Raw genomic sequence first — 19,182 nt, forward strand, 5'->3', positions numbered from 1 at the left:
ATTCGCCTTAGTTTTCCTTAGTTATCTCCTCCACCCTGTCAGCATACTTAATTCTGTATATCCTGCTAAGAGATTCTGTAATCCTTTCCTCAGATATTTCCCCATTATTGACAGCTTCTAAAAGTCCATTGTAAGCTGTCTCAAAATCTTCAGGAAGGTAGATCATATCTGCTCCGGCCTTTATTGCCATGACTGCAGCCTGATCTGAAGTGTAGTACTCTGTAATGGCCCCATCATCCAGAGCACCTGTTATTACTATGCCATCAAACCCAAGCACTCCCCTCAGTTCATCTTCTATGATCACTGATGAAAGCGAAGCCGGAGTATTATCTCCAACCACATTCGGGAATGATGCATTTGAAATCATAATCGCTGTGACATTTCCATCATCTATAACATTTTTAAATAATGAATATTCCCCCGTTGCAAGCATTTCAGTGGAGTCATCAATCTGTTCCATCTTATCAGAAGTATTCCCCTGTTTAGGAAAAGAATATGCACAAGACCATATTCCCTCACTTCTAAGTGCCTGTGACAGTGATGCTGTCACGGTTTTGACAGTATCAGCATCAGTGCCAAATACTCCATTTTCTGTAATATCCATATTCGGTGAAAGATCAAAATTAAAACCATATTTATACATAGAAGCTGCAACTGTTGCCCCATTTTCTGAAGCAGCCTCTGCATCTGTATAATCCACTATTCCATCAATACCGATTGATGAGCTGATAGCTCCCTTTCCCCACTCGCTTACCATAGTGAAGAGTGGATACTTACTCATGGAAGTTGTGGTTGAAAGCATCTCAGTTATCTGATCCTCTGACTTGATGTTTTTGGCGGAGTAAACTATTCCGCCTACAGCATATTGTGAAAGAGCATCCTGTGTTCCGCTTCCTGCCTTGACTGCAGTAGCAACACCTGTAAGCTGTTCAGGTGTAACTATAAAAAGGCCTGCCACTTTATCCTCAATAGGCATTGTCTCTATCACATCTGATACAACCTCATCCATTATGTCCTCTTCAGACATTTCCTGAGGTTCGCTAATAGCTTCCGGAGTTTCTATGACTATCTCCTGACTGCTCTCCAAAGTTGCAGCTTCATCGCCTTCTTCTGAAGGATCAGACGTTTTCCCTCCGCCTAATAAGCTCTTTATAAAAATAACTCCAAAAACAATAGCTAAAACAATCAGTATAACTACAACTGCCAGTGATATATATGCAATGAGCTGGCTCCTTTTTCTTTTGTTCCTGCGAGCCATTCGCTTCTCATCAAAATCCTGTTCTTCCAATCTACTCATAAAATCCCCATTAAATCCAAAACTTTTTCTATCCCTTATTTTATCATAATTTGTGTACCCAATGAAGAACCAATCCGTTCACTTTCCACACTATTCACAAAAAATTCAGATAAATAAAAATCAAGGGCAGAAGCTTCATCGTATTACCTGCTTCTGCCCTTATACCGAGTACTCATCATCTAAATTGAAATTTTCTGCGTCCAATGGACTTTTCCTCCGATTCTCAGCTCATCGTTCCATTTACATTTGCATTCATATGCTGTGGTTGCAAGATTTAAATATGCCCTAACCACTTCTCATGTACTTGAATTGCTGTAATTCTGATACTTCTTTGAACTTCGAACTTAAAACTTTTTTATAAAACAAAACTTAGTATGCTGGTGGACCGTACCATCCTTTCTCTGAATATTTTAATTAACTATCCCTTTGGACCGTACCTCCCTTTCTTTCTCCAATTTACGATCTCACTATATATTGATTGGAGAAGTATTTTTGTAACTCTTACTTGATGGTTTTATTATATTTATATCCGTCTGATTTGTCAACACATTTTATTAATTTCTTTTATTTATTTTGACATCTTGCGTGTTATTGTTGAATATTCTGCATATTATTCTAATTGTATATTCATTATGCACAATTCTGTATATTACTTCACCTTACAAAAAGATGCCTATATATTGTGTTATTCCATAGTGATCAATTCTCATACACTTTCATATCAAAGCACCCAAACATCTGTATTATTCTCTGAATTTTATGATTATTGGATCAAGTCTCTGTACATAATCAGATAAAATAATTATGATAATAAAAGGGCTTCTTTATATAGCCCAATAATACACGAAGGAAGATGTGACATGTACCACTGCATTGTGAACCCATCAGCACGCTCAGGAAAAGGAAAGGATATCTGGAAAAAGTTAGAACTTAAGTTCCACGAAAAAGGAATTGATTACACAGCTCATATGACCAAAGGCCCAGGTGACGCGACAGCCCTTGCTAAAAGCATAACATCTTCAAACAGCAATACAAAAATAGTTGTCCTTGGCGGAGACGGTACTCTTAACGAAGTAATGAATGGTATCACCGACTTTGACAAAACTATAGTCGGCTACATTCCAATTGGTTCATCCAATGATTTTGCAAGAGATCTCTCCTATCCCCAGAATATAGATACTCTTTTGGATGCCATCCTTGAGGGAAAAGTTCTACGAAAGCTTGATCTTGGAAAGCTGACTTATAATTCTATGACAGCTCCAATGTCCAGGCTGCATGAAAAAGAAATCTCAAAAACAAGAATATTTGACGTAAGTTCCGGAATCGGATTTGATGCTGCGGTTTGTGAAGAAGCTCTCTCATCAGGTACAAAGAACTTTCTAAACAGAATTGGTCTTGGAAAGCTCACTTACGGTCTTATAGCTGTCAGGCAGCTTCTAAAGGCAGATAAAATACCATGTGACATTGAGCTTGATAACGGTGAAGTTATACATTTAAAGCGTTTTATTTTCATTGCTGCCATGATCCATCACTATGAAGGCGGAGGCTTTAATTTCGCTCCAAAGGCAGACTTAACCGACGGCAAGTTCGATCTGGTTTATGCAGGCGACATGCCACCACTACGAATGATGTTTGCCCTTCCCTTCTCATTCTTTGGCAACTACTATTGGATAAAAGGAATCGGACATCATACAGTTAAAAAAGTCACCATCAAACCTCTGCTCCCCATGTTGGTCCACACCGATGGTGAAGTTTCAGTAAAATCTGACAACATTACACTGGAATGCTTACAGAAAAAACTCCAGCTCATGTGCTAAAAAAGCTTTGGACTTTATTATAAGTCCAAAGCTTTTTATTATCAGTCAAGTGGATACTTGTCTGTAAGGCTCTTTATGATAGCTCTTGCTTCATCATTTTTTTCGCCCTTATTCTTAATAACAATTGATATAGCTTCAGCAATCTGATCCATATCCTCTTTGTTCATTCCTCTTGTTGTAACAGCTGCTGTTCCAAGACGGATACCACTAGTTACAAATGGTGACTGCTGCTCATTAGGAATAGTATTCTTATTAGCTGTGATATGAGCATCATCAAGCCAAGCCTCAACTTCTTTTCCTGTAAGGCCAAAGTTTGTCAGGTCAACAAGCATAAGATGATTATCTGTTCCACCTGAAACAATCTTGATTCCTCTCTGCATAAGTCCATCGCAAAGGGCTTTGCAGTTTTCTACTACATCTGTTGCATATTTCTTAAATTCAGGAGAAAGAGCTTCTTTAAAGCATACAGCCTTAGCTGCAATAACGTGTTCAAGCGGGCCGCCCTGAATTCCAGGGAATACAGCCTTGTTGATCTTAAACTTATCCTGAGCTGACTGATTCCAAAGAATAAGTCCGCCTCTTGGTCCACGGAGTGTCTTATGAGTTGTTGTAGTTACAACATCTGCATATGGGAATGGGCTTGGATGAACTCCTGCAGCAACAAGTCCTGCGATATGCGCCATATCTACCATAAGTATTGCTCCACATGCATCAGCAGCTTCTCTGAACTTCTTAAAGTCAATTGTTCTGCAGTATGCTGATGCACCGGCAATGATAAGTTTAGGTTTATGCTCTACAGCAAGTTTGTACATCTGGTCGTAGTCAAGGAAGCCGTTTTCATCAACGCCATAAGGAACTACATTGAAGTATGTTCCCGAAATATTAGCCGGACTTCCATGTGTAAGATGTCCGCCCTGATTGAGGTTCATACCCATAATGGTATCTCCGGGCTGAAGCAGAGCAAACTGAACAGCGAGGTTTGCCTGTGCGCCTGAATGAGGCTGAACGTTTGCATAGTCACAGCCAAAAAGTTCTTTTGCTCTCTCAATTGCAAGCTTTTCAACTTCATCGACTACAAAACATCCACCATAGTATCTTTTCCCGGGAAGTCCCTCTGCATATTTGTTAGTTAATGGACTACCCATAGCTGCCATAACAGCTTTGCTTGTCCAGTTTTCTGACGCAATAAGTTCGATGTGATCATTCTGTCTTGCAACCTCTTTTTCGATGAGAGATGCAATCTCCGGGTCCACTTTCCTGACTTCTTCCAGTGAATACATTTTTCGCTCCTCCTAAACATTTTTACAATTTAATGTGTTAAAGTTACACACATGGCATATCGTAACATATAACCCCTAAAAAATCTAGGTGTTTTTCTAAACAAAAAACTCCCAATATGCTATTTTAAACTGCATACAGAGAGTTTTTGTTCTTAAATTCAATTTCAGATTTTACTAAAAACAGGAATTGATTCCAGTGGCGCCTTTGCTGTTATTATCTGTCCGCCCTCATAAACTTTTTCATCGCGGATATCCTTCCACTTGCCCTCGGGAAGATATACCTTTCTCTCAAAACAGTTAAAGTCAGTGACGGGTGCAACAAGGTATGAACTGCCAAACATGTATTCATCAAAAGTTTCCCAGCACTTTTCATCTTCAGGAAACTCATAGAAAAGAGTTCTCAAAAGGGGAGAACCATTTTCGCTGCTTTCCTCAAACAGGCTCTTGATATAAGGCTTTAGCTCAATACGAAGCTGCAGCTGCTTCTTTAGGATCTCATAGACTTCCTCCCCATAGCTCCAAAGCTCATTAGGCTGGCCTGTGTGAAGGTAGCCTCCTCCAAAATCTCTGTTATCAAGAGGTTCAATATCATAAGGGCCTCTGTCACCATGCATTCTGAGTACCGGAGAAAATACTGCAAATTCAAACCATCTTACAAGAAGCTGCTTAAAGTCAGGGGCATTTACATCATCAGTCATAAAACCGCCAATATCTGTAGTCCACCAGGAAATTCCGCTAAGCCCCATATTAAGCCCCGCTGCAATCTGATCCTTAAGGGATTCAAAGGTACTTGGCACATCACCTGACCACACTACATTTCCATATTTCTGGCTTCCTGCCCAGGCAGATCTTAAAAGATTTACCACGGGTTTATCAGTCTCTTTTTTCATGTTCTCGTAAAAGAGTCTGCTATAATACTGGGGATAGATATTGCTGACTTCAAGTCCCGGTCCAAGGTAATACCTAAGCATGTCAAAATCATACTTAACAAGGTCCGGTTCCGAATTATCAAGCCAAAACATATCTATTCCAAGGTCATAATAATTCTTTTTGCAGATATTCCATACATATTCTCGTGTCTGAGGATTAGTCGCATCGAGAATAGTGCAGTCGCCCTGATAATCATAATTTTGAAGACCGCCGCGCTCATTTTTTACCAAAAGACCTTTCTCAAGCATCTCATAGAAATGTTCGCTTCTCTTATCAACACTAGGCCATACAGAAACAACCACTTTTATTCCCATGCTGTGAAGCTCATCTACCATGGCTTTTGGATCAGGCCAATAGGTCTCATCAAATTTCCAGTCTCCCTGAACAGTCCAGTGAAAAAAGTCGATAACAATACAGTCGATAGGTATTCCCTCATTCTTACACTTATGGGCAACTTCAAGAACTTCCTGCTGGGTGCGATACCTTAATTTACACTGCCAAAGCCCCATCAGATCCTCCGGCATTTGTGGAGTTCTTCCGGTTACAGCTGTATAGTTTTCCAAAAGACCTTTAGGAGTATCAGACACAGTGATCCAATAGTCCATCTCCTTTGATGCCTCTGCAACCCATTCAGTATAATTCATGCCAAATGTTGCTCTTCCAACAGCAGGATTATTCCATAAAAATCCATATCCCAGACTTGATACCTCAAAAGGAATCGATACCTGGGAATTGCGCTGTTCAAGATCAAGAATACAGCCCTTTAAATTGCTATATGGATGCTGGTACTGACCCATACCAAAGATTTTTTCCCCGTCATTACTCTCAAACTTAACAGTTATCTTGTAATCACCACCTACATGTGGCTTGTAATCACGGTTAATATATTTCAGACACCTCGACTCCTTGGACTCTGTGCCGCCATAGCATCTAAAATACTCCCTAAGGATCATAGAATCATCCTTGTAAAAAGAAATAACTCCTGCAAAATTGACAGTTGCCTTAATGCGCCCATTAGTGATAGTTGCAAAAGGTCCATCTTCCCTTTGAGAAATAACAACTTCAGGCCTGGCACTTTTCTTTTCAAGAGCCCAGTTATTCCCCGTAAAATCCGGATACATCGTACTTCTGACCCTGAGCGAATCTTCTCCCCATCCTTCGATCCTAAGGGTCTCACCCTGTCTTTTTGCTACTAATGCCCCATTTTCATCAGTAAAAACCATTGCTGCCTCCCCTAACACATATATATAGTTTTAAAAAAGACCTCAATTACCAATACTTTTGGAAATTGAGGTCATATTTTTAATTATAACGTACAGCCAGCTCTTTCTCTCTTCTCTTGCAGAAAGCCTCCAAGATGGAAGTATGATACACAACAAGATAAAGAATGATCGCCATGATAAATGCTGTGATCACATCATACATGGAATGCTGCTTAATAAACAGTGTAGAAAGAATGATCAATGTTCCTATGATATCACTTACTATCTTACCTGTTTTATTAAAGCGTCTGCTGCGATGAATAGCTATCATGGATCCAATTGAATTATATACATGAATACTTGGCCATAAATTTGCAGCTGTATCACTTTTATAAATAATCGCTACCAAATGAGTAAATACATTATCTCTTGGCATAACAGCAGGTCTTAGCTGATGCATGTTTGGAAACAAAGTCGAGATAATGAGAAAAATTGTCATACCTGTTGCTAAAAACGCGAAGTTTTTGTAATAATCCTCTACATCGCAGGAAAACATAAAAAACAAAAGCGTAAGTGAAACATATAAAAACCACATATAATACGGAATAACAAAGGCTTCTACAAAAGGGATCATATCATCGATAACAGTATGGATAACTGCATAATGTGAAAATCTGTGATTCTCGATCCAGATAAACCACATCAGATAAATAGGTCCATACACTAAAATAGGTGTTGAAAGCTTTAGCATATCATGCCAATAGTCCCTGTTTAGTGGCCTTCCTATCCACTCTTCAATTTTTACTTTCATGTTTTTCATAAACTCCTCAATTTAGAAAGAACACATATCAACTTCGTATTATTTTATCACTTAATTTCAGTAATACAAGCCGAACAAATTATAAAGAATCTGTTAACTCAGATCTTTAATTGAAGTGGAATATCTTCTGAAGGAGCTTGTATCCTGCAAGTGTGATCTTTCGTCCGCCTTTTCCAGGAAGGTAGATATATGTTCCTTCGATACTGTATCTGATCTTAAGATAAAGCCAGTAGTTCTTGTCCTTAATATATTCAAGCAGCTCTTTTCTCTTTTTCAGGTTCTCAGGAGTATCCTCCGTGATCAAAAGAACTGATGAAATAGCTGTAATGATCTCAAGATAATTGAACATATATTTATGTCTTTCTCTCTGAGAGCGGATCATTCCATAATTCTCTACATAGTAATCAACCATGAGCTTATTTACGCGAAGCTGCTGGTCAATTCGTGAAAGCATGATCTTCTGGTTAACTGACTGATCCTCACGGCCAATGTAATAATAATAGAAATTGACATCAAGGTAGTACATAGTCTTAACAAAAGGAAGTGGGTTAAATACATAGATGTTATCCACATAAAATGTGTGCTCAGGAAGCTTGAGTCCACAATCCTTCAAAAGCTTTGTTCTAAAGATAACAGAATGCATCAAAAGATAATGTCCCTTTGGAGTTCTCTTAATATCTTTCCATGTGAAGAGCTCCTCGATTGGGAACATTGAATTGTAGCGCATAACTTTATGTCTTTTCTCACCAACCTTATTATAAACAAAGTTGCTGATAAGAAGATCAAGCTGCTTATCTCCTCCCGCAAGCTCCGCAAGAGTAGAAAGGATTTTTCTGTAAGCTATTTCTTTTACCCAGTCATCTGAATCGACTACTTTAAAAAACAAACCTGTAGCAGCTTCAAGGCCTGCATTTACAGCACTGCCGTGTCCACCGTTTGGCTTATGGATAGCTTTACAGATTGTAGGATACTTTTTAGCATACTCATCAGCGATCTCAGCTGTCTTATCCTTTGATCCGTCATCTACTATAAGAATTTCTACATCCTCGCCGCCCACAAGAAGGGACTCAATACATTTAGACATATATCCTTCTGAATTGTAGCAAGGGATTGCAACAGAAAGTAATTTCATTTTCTTAACTCCTTAATCTGGTACTCTCAAATTTTTCCATTGTTGTAAGACAGGTTCTAAGATCATTGTATCTGTCGTACACATCTCCTTCGTTAACAACAACGCCAAGTGACATGGCCATAATATCTATCATATCATTTGTTATTATAGGACGAAGCTTGGTTAAAATATCGTTTTTATCTACAGCAAGATCTGCATCCATAAACTCTATAACAAGTGGATTCAGATTCAGTTCCTTAGCCTCTGTGTCAATGGACTTATCCATAACTTCAGAATGCTTATAGGGCTCGCTTCTAAACTGTTTTCTTATCTCTTCCCTGTCGGTACTATTATTTTCTACTGTTTTTTCAGGGCTTATAACATTTGATCCGATCTTTTCAGATGAAGCTTCAACATTATCAAGCCTTTCTGCATTCTCTGAATTTCTCTCTATCCTCTCAAAACGATATTTTTGTTTTACATCAGGGTATTTAACGTGATCAACTTCAGACATAAACATATCCAGTGGCCTTACATATACTTTGTAATCACCATAAAGAGCCTGATAAACAACCATCTCTTCTCTTGTCTCGGAATGGATCGCAATAGAAACGATCTGATACATATTCCCCTTAAAATGCCTGAACAGTTCATAAGGTACAGGTCTTTTTCTCTCCATACGTCTCTCCATTAATAAAAATCAATCCTCTAAATATAGTTTTAATTACAAACTATTTAGCCAATATGTTGTATAGTATAACCCTAAAATACTATATTTTCAAATTAGTGCTTACGTGTTGCACTTATAATGACCATTTCTACACTTATTATGTAATCAAGCTTGCCTGTTTTTACAGCTTCATCATTGGAAGCGCAAAGTTCAAGGGCACTTCTAAGTTCCTCAAAAGTATACGCCCTTGCCCAGCTCTCATATTTTCCAACAAGGAATGGAGCTATTCCTGCGCCTGAAGCTATCTGCGATCTGTCCTTGCGGTTTACGCTCATCTCCTTTACCTGGAGCATAATATTAAACTGCCTTGTAATAAGCGCAAGTATTTTAGCCGGCGGTTCTTTCAAAGCCAAAAGATCATAGTAAAGATCAATGGCTTTTTTCTGATCCTGAGAGGCTATTGCATCAGTCATTGCAAATATCCTGCTTGTAAGCCATCCTGCACACACAGCATTTATATCCTCAACAGTTATCTCGTTTCTATCAATGCAGTAGCAAACAAGCTTTTCTATTTCTGTACTGATATTGGACATATCCGTTCCAACTCTCTCAAGGAAAAAAGCAGCTGCCCTTGGAGATATATTTTTCCCTTCTGAAGCAAACTTCCCTGCTATCCACCTTTTTAAGGTATCTTCGTCCTGAGTGTCGCAGTTCATTTCAAGGCCGATCTTGCTGACAGCCTTAAAAATATCTTTTCTTTTATCGACCTCTTTTTCTATGAATATGAAATAAGTAGTCTCTGAGGGCGATTTCAGATAATCAGCAAGTTCAGGACATCCGCTCTTAAAAAAGCCGCTGTTTTCTACCAGGATCACTCTCTTATCAGATAAAAAAGGCATAGTCTCAGCCATGTCTATGACCTGGGCCGGATTTATCTGGTCTCCTTCATACTTTGTGAAATTCATGGAAGAAGCTCCGCCCCCCAAAGCTTTCACAAGTTTATCTCTGTTCTGGAGTCTAAGATATGCTTCCTCGCCATAGATAAGATAGCATTTCTTAAACACCCCATTTTTTATATCTTCATTAAGTTGTCTCTGTTTAACAGGAAAATCTGTTGTTTTAGCTGCCATAAAATCACACTCCGTAGACTATTCTAGCAGAAGCATGTATAAAAAGCCAATAATGCTCATTCCAAAAAGCCCCTTAGTTTTATATGATCATTATTTACCTCAACTGATATGCAGCCCTTTTCATCTGTTCTGTATATAGCAGCTCCTATACTCTTTAGTCTCTCAAGAGTTTCTTTGTGAGGATGACCGTATTTATTGTTTTCTCCGCAGGAAATAAGGGCAAGCTCAGGTTTCGTCAGCTTAAGAAACTCCTCATCTGTGGTGTACATTGAACCATGATGGGCCACCTTCAAAAGAGCCACCTCTTTCCTGCTAAGTTTTAGCATATTCTTAACATTATCAAGCCCCTCTTTCTCCATATCTCCCGTAAAAAGAGCTGTAAAATCTCCATACTTCATATAAAGAACTGTAGAATAGGCATTTGCCCCTTCTGTGACCATATTTTTTTGAGGATTCAGACATAAAAAAGATATATCTGACATATTAAAGCTTTCACCTGTGTTTATATAAGAAATTGGAATGCCAAGTGCCTTAGCTCTCTTTTCAATATGGTCGTAGTTCTCTCCCCTTGATTTTACTGACGCTTCAGGAAGAATAAGTCTTTTTATGCATATTCCTCCCTTTTCCATATCATCCATTATTTCCAAAAGTCCGCTTATATGATCCTCATCCTCATGAGTTACGATGGCCACATCAACTTTGCCGACTCCCTTATACTTTAGGAAAGGTATGATCTGATATTTTCCTACGTTCTTTTTACTGGTACTTCCTCCATCAATCAGGATATTTTTCCCGCCTGAGGATATCAGTATTCCATCTCCCTGCCCCACATCTATCATATTTATTTCAAGATCCGGATGAATTCTAAAGGTAAGTACTGTAACAGAAAAGAGAATAAATAAAAATTTGAATGCATCAAACTTAATAAGCTCCCTGCGAGTATACTTTTTACCAGCAAGGTTATCCCTTTCAAAATACAAAAACGCTATAAACGCGGTAATGAGAAACACATAAATAACAACCTGTATTTTTGAGGAGTGCCCTACGTACCAGGTAAGCCCTCCATTTACCTTACTTATATTGCAGGACACTTTATAAAATAAAAGGATAATATGAGCGCCAAAACCAAATGCTTTTCCAACAAAAATAATGAGAGCTCCAACACTCATACAGATTATTCCAATTACCATAAGCACACCCATAAGCGGCAAAACTACCAGATTTAAGACAATCGATCCTATTGGATATGTGTAATAAAAGGATGTATACACAGGAAGAGTAACAAGCATTATCGCAAGACATGTAGAGACACAGTCAAGACACTTATTTAGTACCTTTTTGCTCAGACTTTCCTCACTATCATCAGCAAATTTCATGGTAAATGGCGCATATCTTAAAACTTCAGGTTTTAAAAGGGGCTTTACAAGAGCAATTCCTATGATTGCTCCAAAAGAAAACAAAAATCCGCTGCTATATAAATATAGAGGTTGCTCTAAAATTAAGAGCATAAAAGCCAATGAAAGGCTTGTAAAAATATCATACGTTCTTCCTAAAAGCGGTGCCAAAAGCCGCAGTGAAAACATAAGAATAGCTCTAAAAGCAGATGTATTCATTCCGCACATTGCCCCATAGCAAAACATGATAGTCAGTGCTATTGCCACAGAGAATCCCCCGGGAGCCTTTATTTTCCTTAATAAGCGGTAAATTCCCATTCCGATTATTGATATGTGAAGCCCACTCACCGCCAAAATATGCATGATCCCGGAATCTTTATACAGGTCTTTTATCTCCTCATCCATAAAAGATTTATCTCCAAGAAGCATTGCCTTCATGATCGCTGCATCTTCTTCACCAAGAGTCTTATCAAGATTTCTTTCAAATACCAGCCTTAGTTTATACAAACTTTCTTTGAAATAATCTTTTTTACCATTGGCTTTGTCTATGTAAGCATTTTTGATTCGATATGCAATTTTTAAAGTTGAATAATAGAGGCGAGAGTCAAATTCACCGGGATTTCGCGGCGTTGCAAATTCATTTACCTTGCCTGAGACAAGAACTGTCTCTCCAATAGAGGGCTCATAGGAGTCCGCAGATAAATAACATTCGATATATTCAAATTTTCCTTTTAAAGGCTTTCTTGGAACCAGATAAAGAGCTGTGTATATATCGCCGAGAGAGTTTTTCTTTTGTTCCTTTTGGATCACCACTCCAACTACTTTGGTAGTCTCTGTAAAACTCTCTTCCGGCTCATATACAGTCAGTCTAGAAATAGAAAATTCCAGATAAATATAGACAATCGCCGCCATTAAAAGCGCAACTGCGCAAAGCGGCCTTTTCATGTAAAACTCCTAATTATTCGACAATATCAAGATTTCTCTCATAAGGACCTGAGATCATAAAATCCATAAAGGTAAATGATGGCTCTCCGTTCACGGAAAGAACTACCTTATTGACATCAGAAAATTCTGTAACTGTGTTCACAATTGAATAAAGCGCAACTTCAGCAGATACATTCTGTGTCTGAGTCAGGAAGGTTGAATCAAAGTCTATATAGCAGACTCCGTCCTTAATATTTACACTTTTTATCTTACTGTCCTTATTTACTGTAGGAAATGCCACATCTGTATTAGGTCCGCTTATGACCTGTTCTACAGCAAGCCTTTCCATTGAAATATTACTGTTGTAAACAACAGATCTGTAGACAGGAACAAGCTTTGTTCCTGATTCGTTGGCAAAATACAGCTTCAGTTCAATCTTTTCATAGGTACTTATTTCTTTTCCCACATTATAGATAAATGTATCAGCGGACATATTGCCAATCACGCTTCCATAATGATCTGTAATAGGTGTCCCCTCTACCTGGAATGTGACATATTCCACATCATCAAGCTGACAAAAGGTCCTGACGATTGCAGCTCTGTCAAGGATTTCTATAGTTCTCCCAAGCTCATTGTACTTGCGGTCAAAATTAAGCGTAAGAAGCTTATCTTTCAAAGAATAGTTTAAAAGCTTGATATCACCTGCAATCGGTGCCTCGTACTGAAGCCTGTCAGGCATGGTTTCAAGTGCCGTAACAAGCTCATTTATAACTGCTTTGGAATCCGACTTATCAGATTGTATCTCATAGTTTTCCGAAACAATCCCAGTCTCGCTGCTGTTTACATAGTAAACTTTAAAAGCACTGGAATCATCACGACTTTTTTTCTCACATGAAACAGATGTAACCATGATGAGCATTCCAATGAAAACAGGCATTATTCTTTTGTATAATAATTGTCTTTTATTCATAGTCTTAATCATTTTGAACCTACGCTGATAAGCGGAATTCTCACAGTAAAGGTTGTTCCTTCTCCTAAAGTACTCTGAACATCAATTGATCCTCTGTGCATAAGAACTGCATTTCTGGCGATAGCAAGTCCAAGACCTGTACCACCAATCTCCCTTGAACGAGACTTGTCAACTCTGTAGAATCTCTCATAAATATGGTCAAGACTATCTTCAGGAATACCTATTCCGGTATCTATAACCTTAATTGAAAAATACTGATGGTCCGCATCCAGCTCAACCTTAACAGTGCCGTTCTCTTTGTTGTACTTTATGGCATTCTCAACCAGATTCATGATTACAAGTGATATCTTAACTTCATCAATCTCAGCTGTGATAGCCCTGTTACTCTCAAGTGTGAGGTCTATATTGTGTTTTCTTGCTATAGGACGCATTCTTTTTAGCACTACTTCTGTAAGGCTTACAACATCAACTGATGTGATAGAAAGACCTGACGCCTTTTTGTCCATCTTAACAAGTGCAAGAAGGTCGTTGATTATCTTGTCTTCCCTGTCGATCTCTTCGCCTATATCTGTCATAAATTCCCTATATACTTCATTAGGAACATCTTCCTGAGATAAAAGAGAATCTGCCAAAACCTTGATAGATGTTATAGGGGTCTTAAGCTCATGTGACACGTTGGAAACAAATTCCTGTCTTGAGTCATCAAGCACCTTCATACGCCTTAACATAGCATTAAAAGCATTGATGATCTGCTCTGTCTCCAGGTAGTTTGGTCCAACAACGGGCTTATCTGTATAACCGGCTTTAACATCATTGATAGCAGCTGTAATCCTGTCAAAGGGCTTAAGCAGTGCATATGAAACCAGGGCAGAAAATACAAGAATAATTGTTACGATAAGAGTTTCAAGGGTTGTGGCACGTCTGCTTAAGATTTCAAGTGTATTGGCAATAGTCTCCGTTGATACACTTGTCAAAAGAACTCCTCTTACAACCTCATTGGAATTCCCTGCCACCGCTATATCACCCTCTTCAATGAGTTCAGTTGTTACTATAGGAGTGATCATCTCAATATAACCATTTGCGCTGTCATATTTTGACAATGTGCCCTTGGATCCTGTCTTAAGGCAGTTAACAACCTCTTCAGAAATAATGGTCTTACCCTGACTTATATTGTAGGTATCCTTCACAACCTTAAGGTCGTCATTGATTACCATTACACGGCCATCGTAAAGGTTTGCAAGCATATCAAGCTCTGCATTTATAACCTCTGAAGAAGTGTCCTGCAGATAATTATAAGTAATAAGGTGGTTCGCCAGTATTCGAAGCTGTGTCTGAACTTCCGTTGATTTAACGTTGACAGCACGATCTTCATAGCTCTGTAATATCAGGGCATGCATAACCAAACAAGAAAGCAATCCCGTAATAGAAACCACTATGAAAAATCGCACTCTTAGACTCTTGAAAATATTTCTTATTTTGAGCTGAATAGCTATATCTTTTACTTTAGATAAAAAAAGATTCATACTTTTATTTTAAATCATCCCTGAAAATAGTAACCACTGCCCCATTTTGTACGTACATATCTAGGTTCACTTGGGTTACTCTCAAGTTTCTCACGAAGTCTTCTGATATGAACATCAACAGTTCGCTCATCACCCGGGTATTCTGTTCCCCATATAGTGTGCAAAAGCTCTTCTCTTGAGTACACCCTTCCTGCATTAGAGGCAAGATGCTCTAAAAGCTCATACTCTCTGCTGGTAACATTTATCTCTCTGTCTTTTACAAAGACTCTTCTGTAAGCCTCGTTAAGTTTAAGATCACCAAAGGTCAAAGTTTTCTCAGGTGCCTGTGATCTGCTGGTTCTTCTGATGATTGCCTTGATCCTTGCCTTAACTTCAAGAATATTGAAAGGCTTGGTCATATAATCATCTGCGCCATATTCAAGACCAAGTATCTTGTCCATATCATCGCCCTTTGCTGTAAGCATGATAATAGGAACATTAGAAAACTCTCTGATCTGCTGACATACTTCAAAGCCAGTAAGTCCGGGAAGCATCACATCCAGTAGAATAATGTCATAATTGTTAGTTCTGGCCATTTCAAGCGCTGTCTGACCATCATAGGCACAGTCACAGACTATATCATCCTGCTCCAGGCTAAACTTAATACCTTTAACTATTGCTTTTTCATCATCTACTACAAGTGCTTTCTTACTCATTACTTCTCCGCTTTCTAAAACTGTTAAACTGTAATATATTCCTTTATTTTAGAAAAAAGTTTATCCTTAATGCCTGACACTTTCATAATATCTTCAATGCAGGCAAAATTCCCATTCTGCTCCCGGTAATCGACTATCTTACCGGCAACCTTCTCCCCAATTCCAGGAATAGTCTTAAGTTCCTCCTTTGTGGCTTTGTTAATATTTATAAGTCCGTTGCTGCTAAAACTATCAGTGCTGTCAGTATTTTCTGCAACAAGGCCATTTTTAACTTCGTCTTTAGTTGGAATCATGAGTTTGGTGCCATCCTCGACTACGGCAGCAAGATTAACATAAGTATCATCTGCGCCATCGACGAAACCACCTGCCGCTTTTACTGCATCATCTGCTCTCGAAGCAGGAGGTAATTCATAAACACCAGGACAAACAACTGCACCACAAACATACACCACAATATTTTCCTGCTCTGTCAGAGCAACTGTAGCGCAATCCCCCGTGCTGCAATTCCCATCAGAAATATCTTCAGACCCCTCATCATTCATAGTATCACTAAGAACTATATCCGAATCATATCCGGCATTTGTACACCCAGCCAAAATAACAGCCACAGTGCAACAAAGTATAAATATAAACCTACGCATGTTTTCCTCCTAAGAGGAACCCCGCCATGCTTTTTTATTCTAGTCGATTAAAAAAAATTACGCAAGCACAAACAAAAATTAATCGCTCTCTTCTGTAAGGCCGTCTGTAACATCAAGATCTGTAGGATCAGGAAGAGTTTCTTCCTCAAAAGCTGTACCTGTAACCTGAGTCATGATATTTTCAGATACACTTTTCAGAGTAGAATTACAATCTTCTCCATTCCAGATCTTGGTAAATGCGATTTCAAGTTCCATCCAGAGGTTACTTGTCTCTATAGTCTTTGGCATAGGTACTGAATCTGCATAAACTTCAGTAAAGGTATCAAGGTTTTTATCCCCATAGTTTACGCCAAAGTGAGCCGCCGGCTTTCCTCCAAGCTTATAAATATCACCTGAATTATCATTTAAGAGATATCTTGCAAAAGAATTAGCTTCTGTAGGGTGCTCAGAGTATCCGTTAACAACAATGCAGTCTGTAACTGACATGGTTCTTGTCTTGTAATCTGAAGTTATATCAGGAATGTCAGCAACTTCAAAATCATATTCACATTCGCCTGAAGCCTTAGCTGCTTCAATCTTAGACAGGATATCTGTTGTAGCAACGGTAAATACAATTTTTCCATCAATAAAGTCCTGAACGATCTGGTCATAATCAATTTCTTTTGCATCAATGGCAAAGAACTGGTTAAGCTGCTGATATATCTTCATGCAGCTGATGGTATCTGAATTATAGATATCTATGAGACTTACATCGTCTCCGGCCTTACCGCCTACATTCATGTAATTTCCAACAAAGAAATAGTTGTAGAAAATATCTGTAACATCCCATTTAAATACCGCTTCAACCTGATCAGGAGCGTTATAGCTCTGAGCGAATTTCAAAATATCTGCAATAGTATGAGGAATCTTTTCCTCAACTCTAGCCTGAACCTCTTTGTCTGAAATAGCAGAGTCCTCGCTGGCTTCAGCCTCAGCCACAGCATCTGCAGAGCTATCCTCTTCTGCACTTTCTTCTGCTTCCTCGCCCTCTGCCATGTCAGCTTCAGCCTGGAGCTCTTCTCTTACCATATTCTCAAGATATGTCTTGTTATAGACCAGTGAACTTGTCTCATAATAGAAAGGATAAGCTATAAGTCTTCCATTATAAGTAACGGAATTAACTGCAGATGTAGGGAAAGTCTCCTCATCAAGGAAGTCAACGCCGTTGTCAATCTCAAGAGCAAGTCCTGCCAAATAGGCCTTTTCAAGAGAATCGTTTGTTATTATATAAAGGTCAGGATAATTATCATCTTCAAGAGAAGCCTTGTTGATAGCTTCAAGATATTCAAGACCTGAAACAAGTACAGGCTCGATACGCACTCTGCTACGTGATTCAGAATAAGCAACCGCCTTATTCTGAAGGTATGGAGTAAGCGCATCGTCCGTGTACCATATTCTTACAGTTGTCTTGTTCAGGTTAAAAAGAGAATAATCCTCAAACACGCTCTGTTTGGACTGCGCGTAAAGAATCGTACCAGATAACATACAAAGTATTAAAACAATAGAAAAAACCTTAACTCTTAATCTCATAGACTCCTCAGACATGAATCAAGTATACCTATCATGTCATCCACATTTTCCTTGGTTATCACAAGAGGAGGCACAAAACGGATAATATTAGGTCCGGCGTTTATCAGGATAAGGCCATTTTCAAGTGCCTTATTGATCACATCTGCAACAGGTCTGTCAAAGACAAGTCCCTGCATAAGTCCCATTCCTCTTCTGCACGTAATGAAGTCATAGCGTCCAACAAGCTCATCCAAGCGCTCTTCAAGATATGGAGCCACCTCATTCACATTCTCTATTATATTGTCCTGCTTAAATAAATCAAGTACTTTGCCCACTGCCGCACATGCAAAAGGATTGCCGCCGTATGTAGTGCCATGATCACCTGCAACGAGAGAATTAGCCCCAACTTTTTCAGTCAAAAGAAATGCTCCTACAGGTACTCCGCAGCCAAGAGCCTTGGCTGTTGTCATAATGTCAGGCTTTACTCCATATTTCTGCCAGGCAAACATATATCCGGTCCTGCCCATGCCGCACTGTATCTCATCAAGGATAAGAAGGATATCTCTTTCATCGCAGAGCTTTCTTACCTTTGTAAGGAACTCCTCTGTTGCCGGATATATTCCGCCTTCTCCCTGCACTGTCTCAAGAATTATCGCGCAGGTCTTATCATTCACCTGTGAAAGAACGCTTTCAAAGTCATTAAGATCAGCAAACTTTATATTTCCGATCATTGGCTCAAAGGCCTCTCTGTAGTGAGGATTTCCTGTTACTGAAAGCGCTCCGAAAGTTCTGCCATGGAAGGAATGGTTCATGGCAATTATCTCATGATCAGTTTTTCCATCCTTTAAAAATGCATACTTTCTGGCAGCCTTAAGTGCGCCTTCAACTGCTTCTGCACCGCTGTTTGTGAAAAAGACTCTGTCCATTTTAGAAGCTTCTTTTAATTTCTTTGCCGCTTCTATAGCCGGCACATTATAGTAATAATTGGATGTATGGAGAACCTTATCAATCTGAGCTTTTAAGGTGTCATTGTATTCCTTGTTATTGTAACCAAGGGCAAAAACAGCAATACCTGCCACAAAATCAAGGTACTTTTTTCCATCGATATCATATAGATAGACTCCATCGCCCTTTTCAAGGACAATCTGATATCTGTTATAGGTATGAAGCAGTGCTTTCTCAGCCTCTTCGATATATGATTTCATCTTTTCGCTCATAGCTTAAGTTCTC

General features: G+C 38.9%; 15 protein-coding genes. 1 reads left to right on the forward strand and 14 read right to left on the reverse strand.

All coding sequences use genetic code 11. The annotated features are described in order from the left end of the window. Positions 1–7: 7 nt before the first annotated feature. Entirely contained in the window at positions 8–1,297 is a 1,290-nt protein-coding gene (locus tag C4S54_RS07595) for a glycoside hydrolase family 3 N-terminal domain-containing protein (protein WP_103868991.1), read from the reverse strand. Between the two features lie 860 nt (positions 1,298–2,157). Here C4S54_RS07595 and C4S54_RS07600 point away from each other — a divergent pair. Beyond that, positions 2,158–3,114 carry a diacylglycerol/lipid kinase family protein gene (locus tag C4S54_RS07600; RefSeq protein ID WP_103868992.1) on the forward strand — a complete coding sequence of 319 codons (957 nt, stop codon included), beginning with the start codon at positions 2,158–2,160 and terminating at the stop codon, positions 3,112–3,114. A gap of 41 nt (positions 3,115–3,155) precedes the next feature. Here the strand turns inward: C4S54_RS07600 and glyA are convergent, their stop codons facing one another. The 13 genes from glyA to C4S54_RS07665 form a co-directional block, all read right to left on the reverse strand. Beyond that, positions 3,156–4,394, reverse strand: coding sequence for a serine hydroxymethyltransferase (gene glyA, locus C4S54_RS07605; RefSeq protein WP_103868993.1), 1,239 nt, complete (start codon positions 4,392–4,394; stop codon positions 3,156–3,158). 164 nt (positions 4,395–4,558) lie between these two features. Continuing rightward, entirely contained in the window at positions 4,559–6,547 is a 1,989-nt protein-coding gene (locus tag C4S54_RS07610; protein ID WP_103868994.1) for a glycoside hydrolase family 31 protein, read from the reverse strand. A gap of 79 nt (positions 6,548–6,626) precedes the next feature. Further along, complete coding sequence (locus C4S54_RS07615; protein WP_103869072.1) at positions 6,627–7,337, reverse strand: serine/threonine protein phosphatase; 711 nt, start codon at positions 7,335–7,337, stop codon at positions 6,627–6,629. Positions 7,338–7,452: 115 nt separating this feature from the next. Continuing rightward, the gene (locus tag C4S54_RS07620; RefSeq protein WP_103868995.1) at positions 7,453–8,478 is read right to left on the reverse strand and encodes a glycosyltransferase family 2 protein; all 1,026 of its coding nucleotides are present in this window, start codon (positions 8,476–8,478) and stop codon (positions 7,453–7,455) included. Positions 8,479–8,482: 4 nt separating this feature from the next. Further along, positions 8,483–9,136 (reverse strand): DUF1653 domain-containing protein, encoded by a 654-nt coding sequence (locus C4S54_RS07625; RefSeq protein WP_022774051.1) that lies wholly within the window; start codon positions 9,134–9,136, stop codon positions 8,483–8,485. A gap of 104 nt (positions 9,137–9,240) precedes the next feature. Next, positions 9,241–10,257, reverse strand: coding sequence for a DNA polymerase III subunit delta (gene holA / locus C4S54_RS07630; protein WP_103868996.1), 1,017 nt, complete (start codon positions 10,255–10,257; stop codon positions 9,241–9,243). Positions 10,258–10,313: 56 nt separating this feature from the next. Then, positions 10,314–12,596, reverse strand: a complete 2,283-nt coding sequence (locus C4S54_RS07635) for a DNA internalization-related competence protein ComEC/Rec2 (RefSeq protein WP_103868997.1) — start codon at positions 12,594–12,596, stop codon at positions 10,314–10,316. Between the two features lie 13 nt (positions 12,597–12,609). Then, entirely contained in the window at positions 12,610–13,557 is a 948-nt protein-coding gene (locus tag C4S54_RS07640) for a GerMN domain-containing protein (RefSeq protein ID WP_103868998.1), read from the reverse strand. Then, positions 13,554–14,993 carry an ATP-binding protein gene (locus C4S54_RS07645; protein ID WP_330405634.1) on the reverse strand — a complete coding sequence of 480 codons (1,440 nt, stop codon included), beginning with the start codon at positions 14,991–14,993 and terminating at the stop codon, positions 13,554–13,556. Before C4S54_RS07645 ends, C4S54_RS07640 begins: the two co-directional genes overlap by 4 nt. An 89-nt stretch (positions 14,994–15,082) precedes the next feature. After that, a complete protein-coding gene (locus C4S54_RS07650) occupies positions 15,083–15,763 on the reverse strand; it encodes a response regulator transcription factor (RefSeq protein WP_022774058.1) in 681 nt (226 codons plus the stop codon). Positions 15,764–15,786: 23 nt separating this feature from the next. After that, positions 15,787–16,404 (reverse strand): helix-hairpin-helix domain-containing protein, encoded by a 618-nt coding sequence (locus tag C4S54_RS07655; RefSeq protein WP_103869000.1) that lies wholly within the window; start codon positions 16,402–16,404, stop codon positions 15,787–15,789. Positions 16,405–16,482: 78 nt separating this feature from the next. After that, positions 16,483–17,973, reverse strand: coding sequence for a sugar ABC transporter substrate-binding protein (locus C4S54_RS07660; protein ID WP_103869001.1), 1,491 nt, complete (start codon positions 17,971–17,973; stop codon positions 16,483–16,485). Continuing rightward, the gene (locus tag C4S54_RS07665; RefSeq protein WP_103869002.1) at positions 17,970–19,169 is read right to left on the reverse strand and encodes an aspartate aminotransferase family protein; all 1,200 of its coding nucleotides are present in this window, start codon (positions 19,167–19,169) and stop codon (positions 17,970–17,972) included. Before C4S54_RS07665 ends, C4S54_RS07660 begins: the two co-directional genes overlap by 4 nt. Between the last annotated feature and the right edge of the window lie 13 nt (positions 19,170–19,182).

The organism is Butyrivibrio sp. Su6, assembly GCF_900108105.1.
In the GTDB taxonomy this organism is placed as follows: Bacteria; Bacillota; Clostridia; order Lachnospirales; family Lachnospiraceae; genus Butyrivibrio.

Coding starts and splice junctions, on each gene's coding strand:
- C4S54_RS07595 (WP_103868991.1), bottom strand. CDS start 1,297: ATGAGTAGATTGGAAGAACAGGATTTTGATGAGAAGCGAATGGCTCGC.
- C4S54_RS07600 (WP_103868992.1), top strand. CDS start 2,158: ATGTACCACTGCATTGTGAACCCATCAGCACGCTCAGGAAAAGGAAAG.
- glyA (WP_103868993.1), bottom strand. CDS start 4,394: ATGTATTCACTGGAAGAAGTCAGGAAAGTGGACCCGGAGATTGCATCT.
- C4S54_RS07610 (WP_103868994.1), bottom strand. CDS start 6,547: ATGGTTTTTACTGATGAAAATGGGGCATTAGTAGCAAAAAGACAGGGT.
- C4S54_RS07615 (WP_103869072.1), bottom strand. CDS start 7,337: ATGAAAGTAAAAATTGAAGAGTGGATAGGAAGGCCACTAAACAGGGAC.
- C4S54_RS07620 (WP_103868995.1), bottom strand. CDS start 8,478: ATGAAATTACTTTCTGTTGCAATCCCTTGCTACAATTCAGAAGGATAT.
- C4S54_RS07625 (WP_022774051.1), bottom strand. CDS start 9,136: ATGGAGAGAAAAAGACCTGTACCTTATGAACTGTTCAGGCATTTTAAG.
- holA (WP_103868996.1), bottom strand. CDS start 10,257: ATGGCAGCTAAAACAACAGATTTTCCTGTTAAACAGAGACAACTTAAT.
- C4S54_RS07635 (WP_103868997.1), bottom strand. CDS start 12,596: ATGAAAAGGCCGCTTTGCGCAGTTGCGCTTTTAATGGCGGCGATTGTC.
- C4S54_RS07640 (WP_103868998.1), bottom strand. CDS start 13,557: ATGATTAAGACTATGAATAAAAGACAATTATTATACAAAAGAATAATG.
- C4S54_RS07650 (WP_022774058.1), bottom strand. CDS start 15,763: ATGAGTAAGAAAGCACTTGTAGTAGATGATGAAAAAGCAATAGTTAAA.
- C4S54_RS07655 (WP_103869000.1), bottom strand. CDS start 16,404: ATGCGTAGGTTTATATTTATACTTTGTTGCACTGTGGCTGTTATTTTG.
- C4S54_RS07660 (WP_103869001.1), bottom strand. CDS start 17,973: ATGAGATTAAGAGTTAAGGTTTTTTCTATTGTTTTAATACTTTGTATG.
- C4S54_RS07665 (WP_103869002.1), bottom strand. CDS start 19,169: ATGAGCGAAAAGATGAAATCATATATCGAAGAGGCTGAGAAAGCACTG.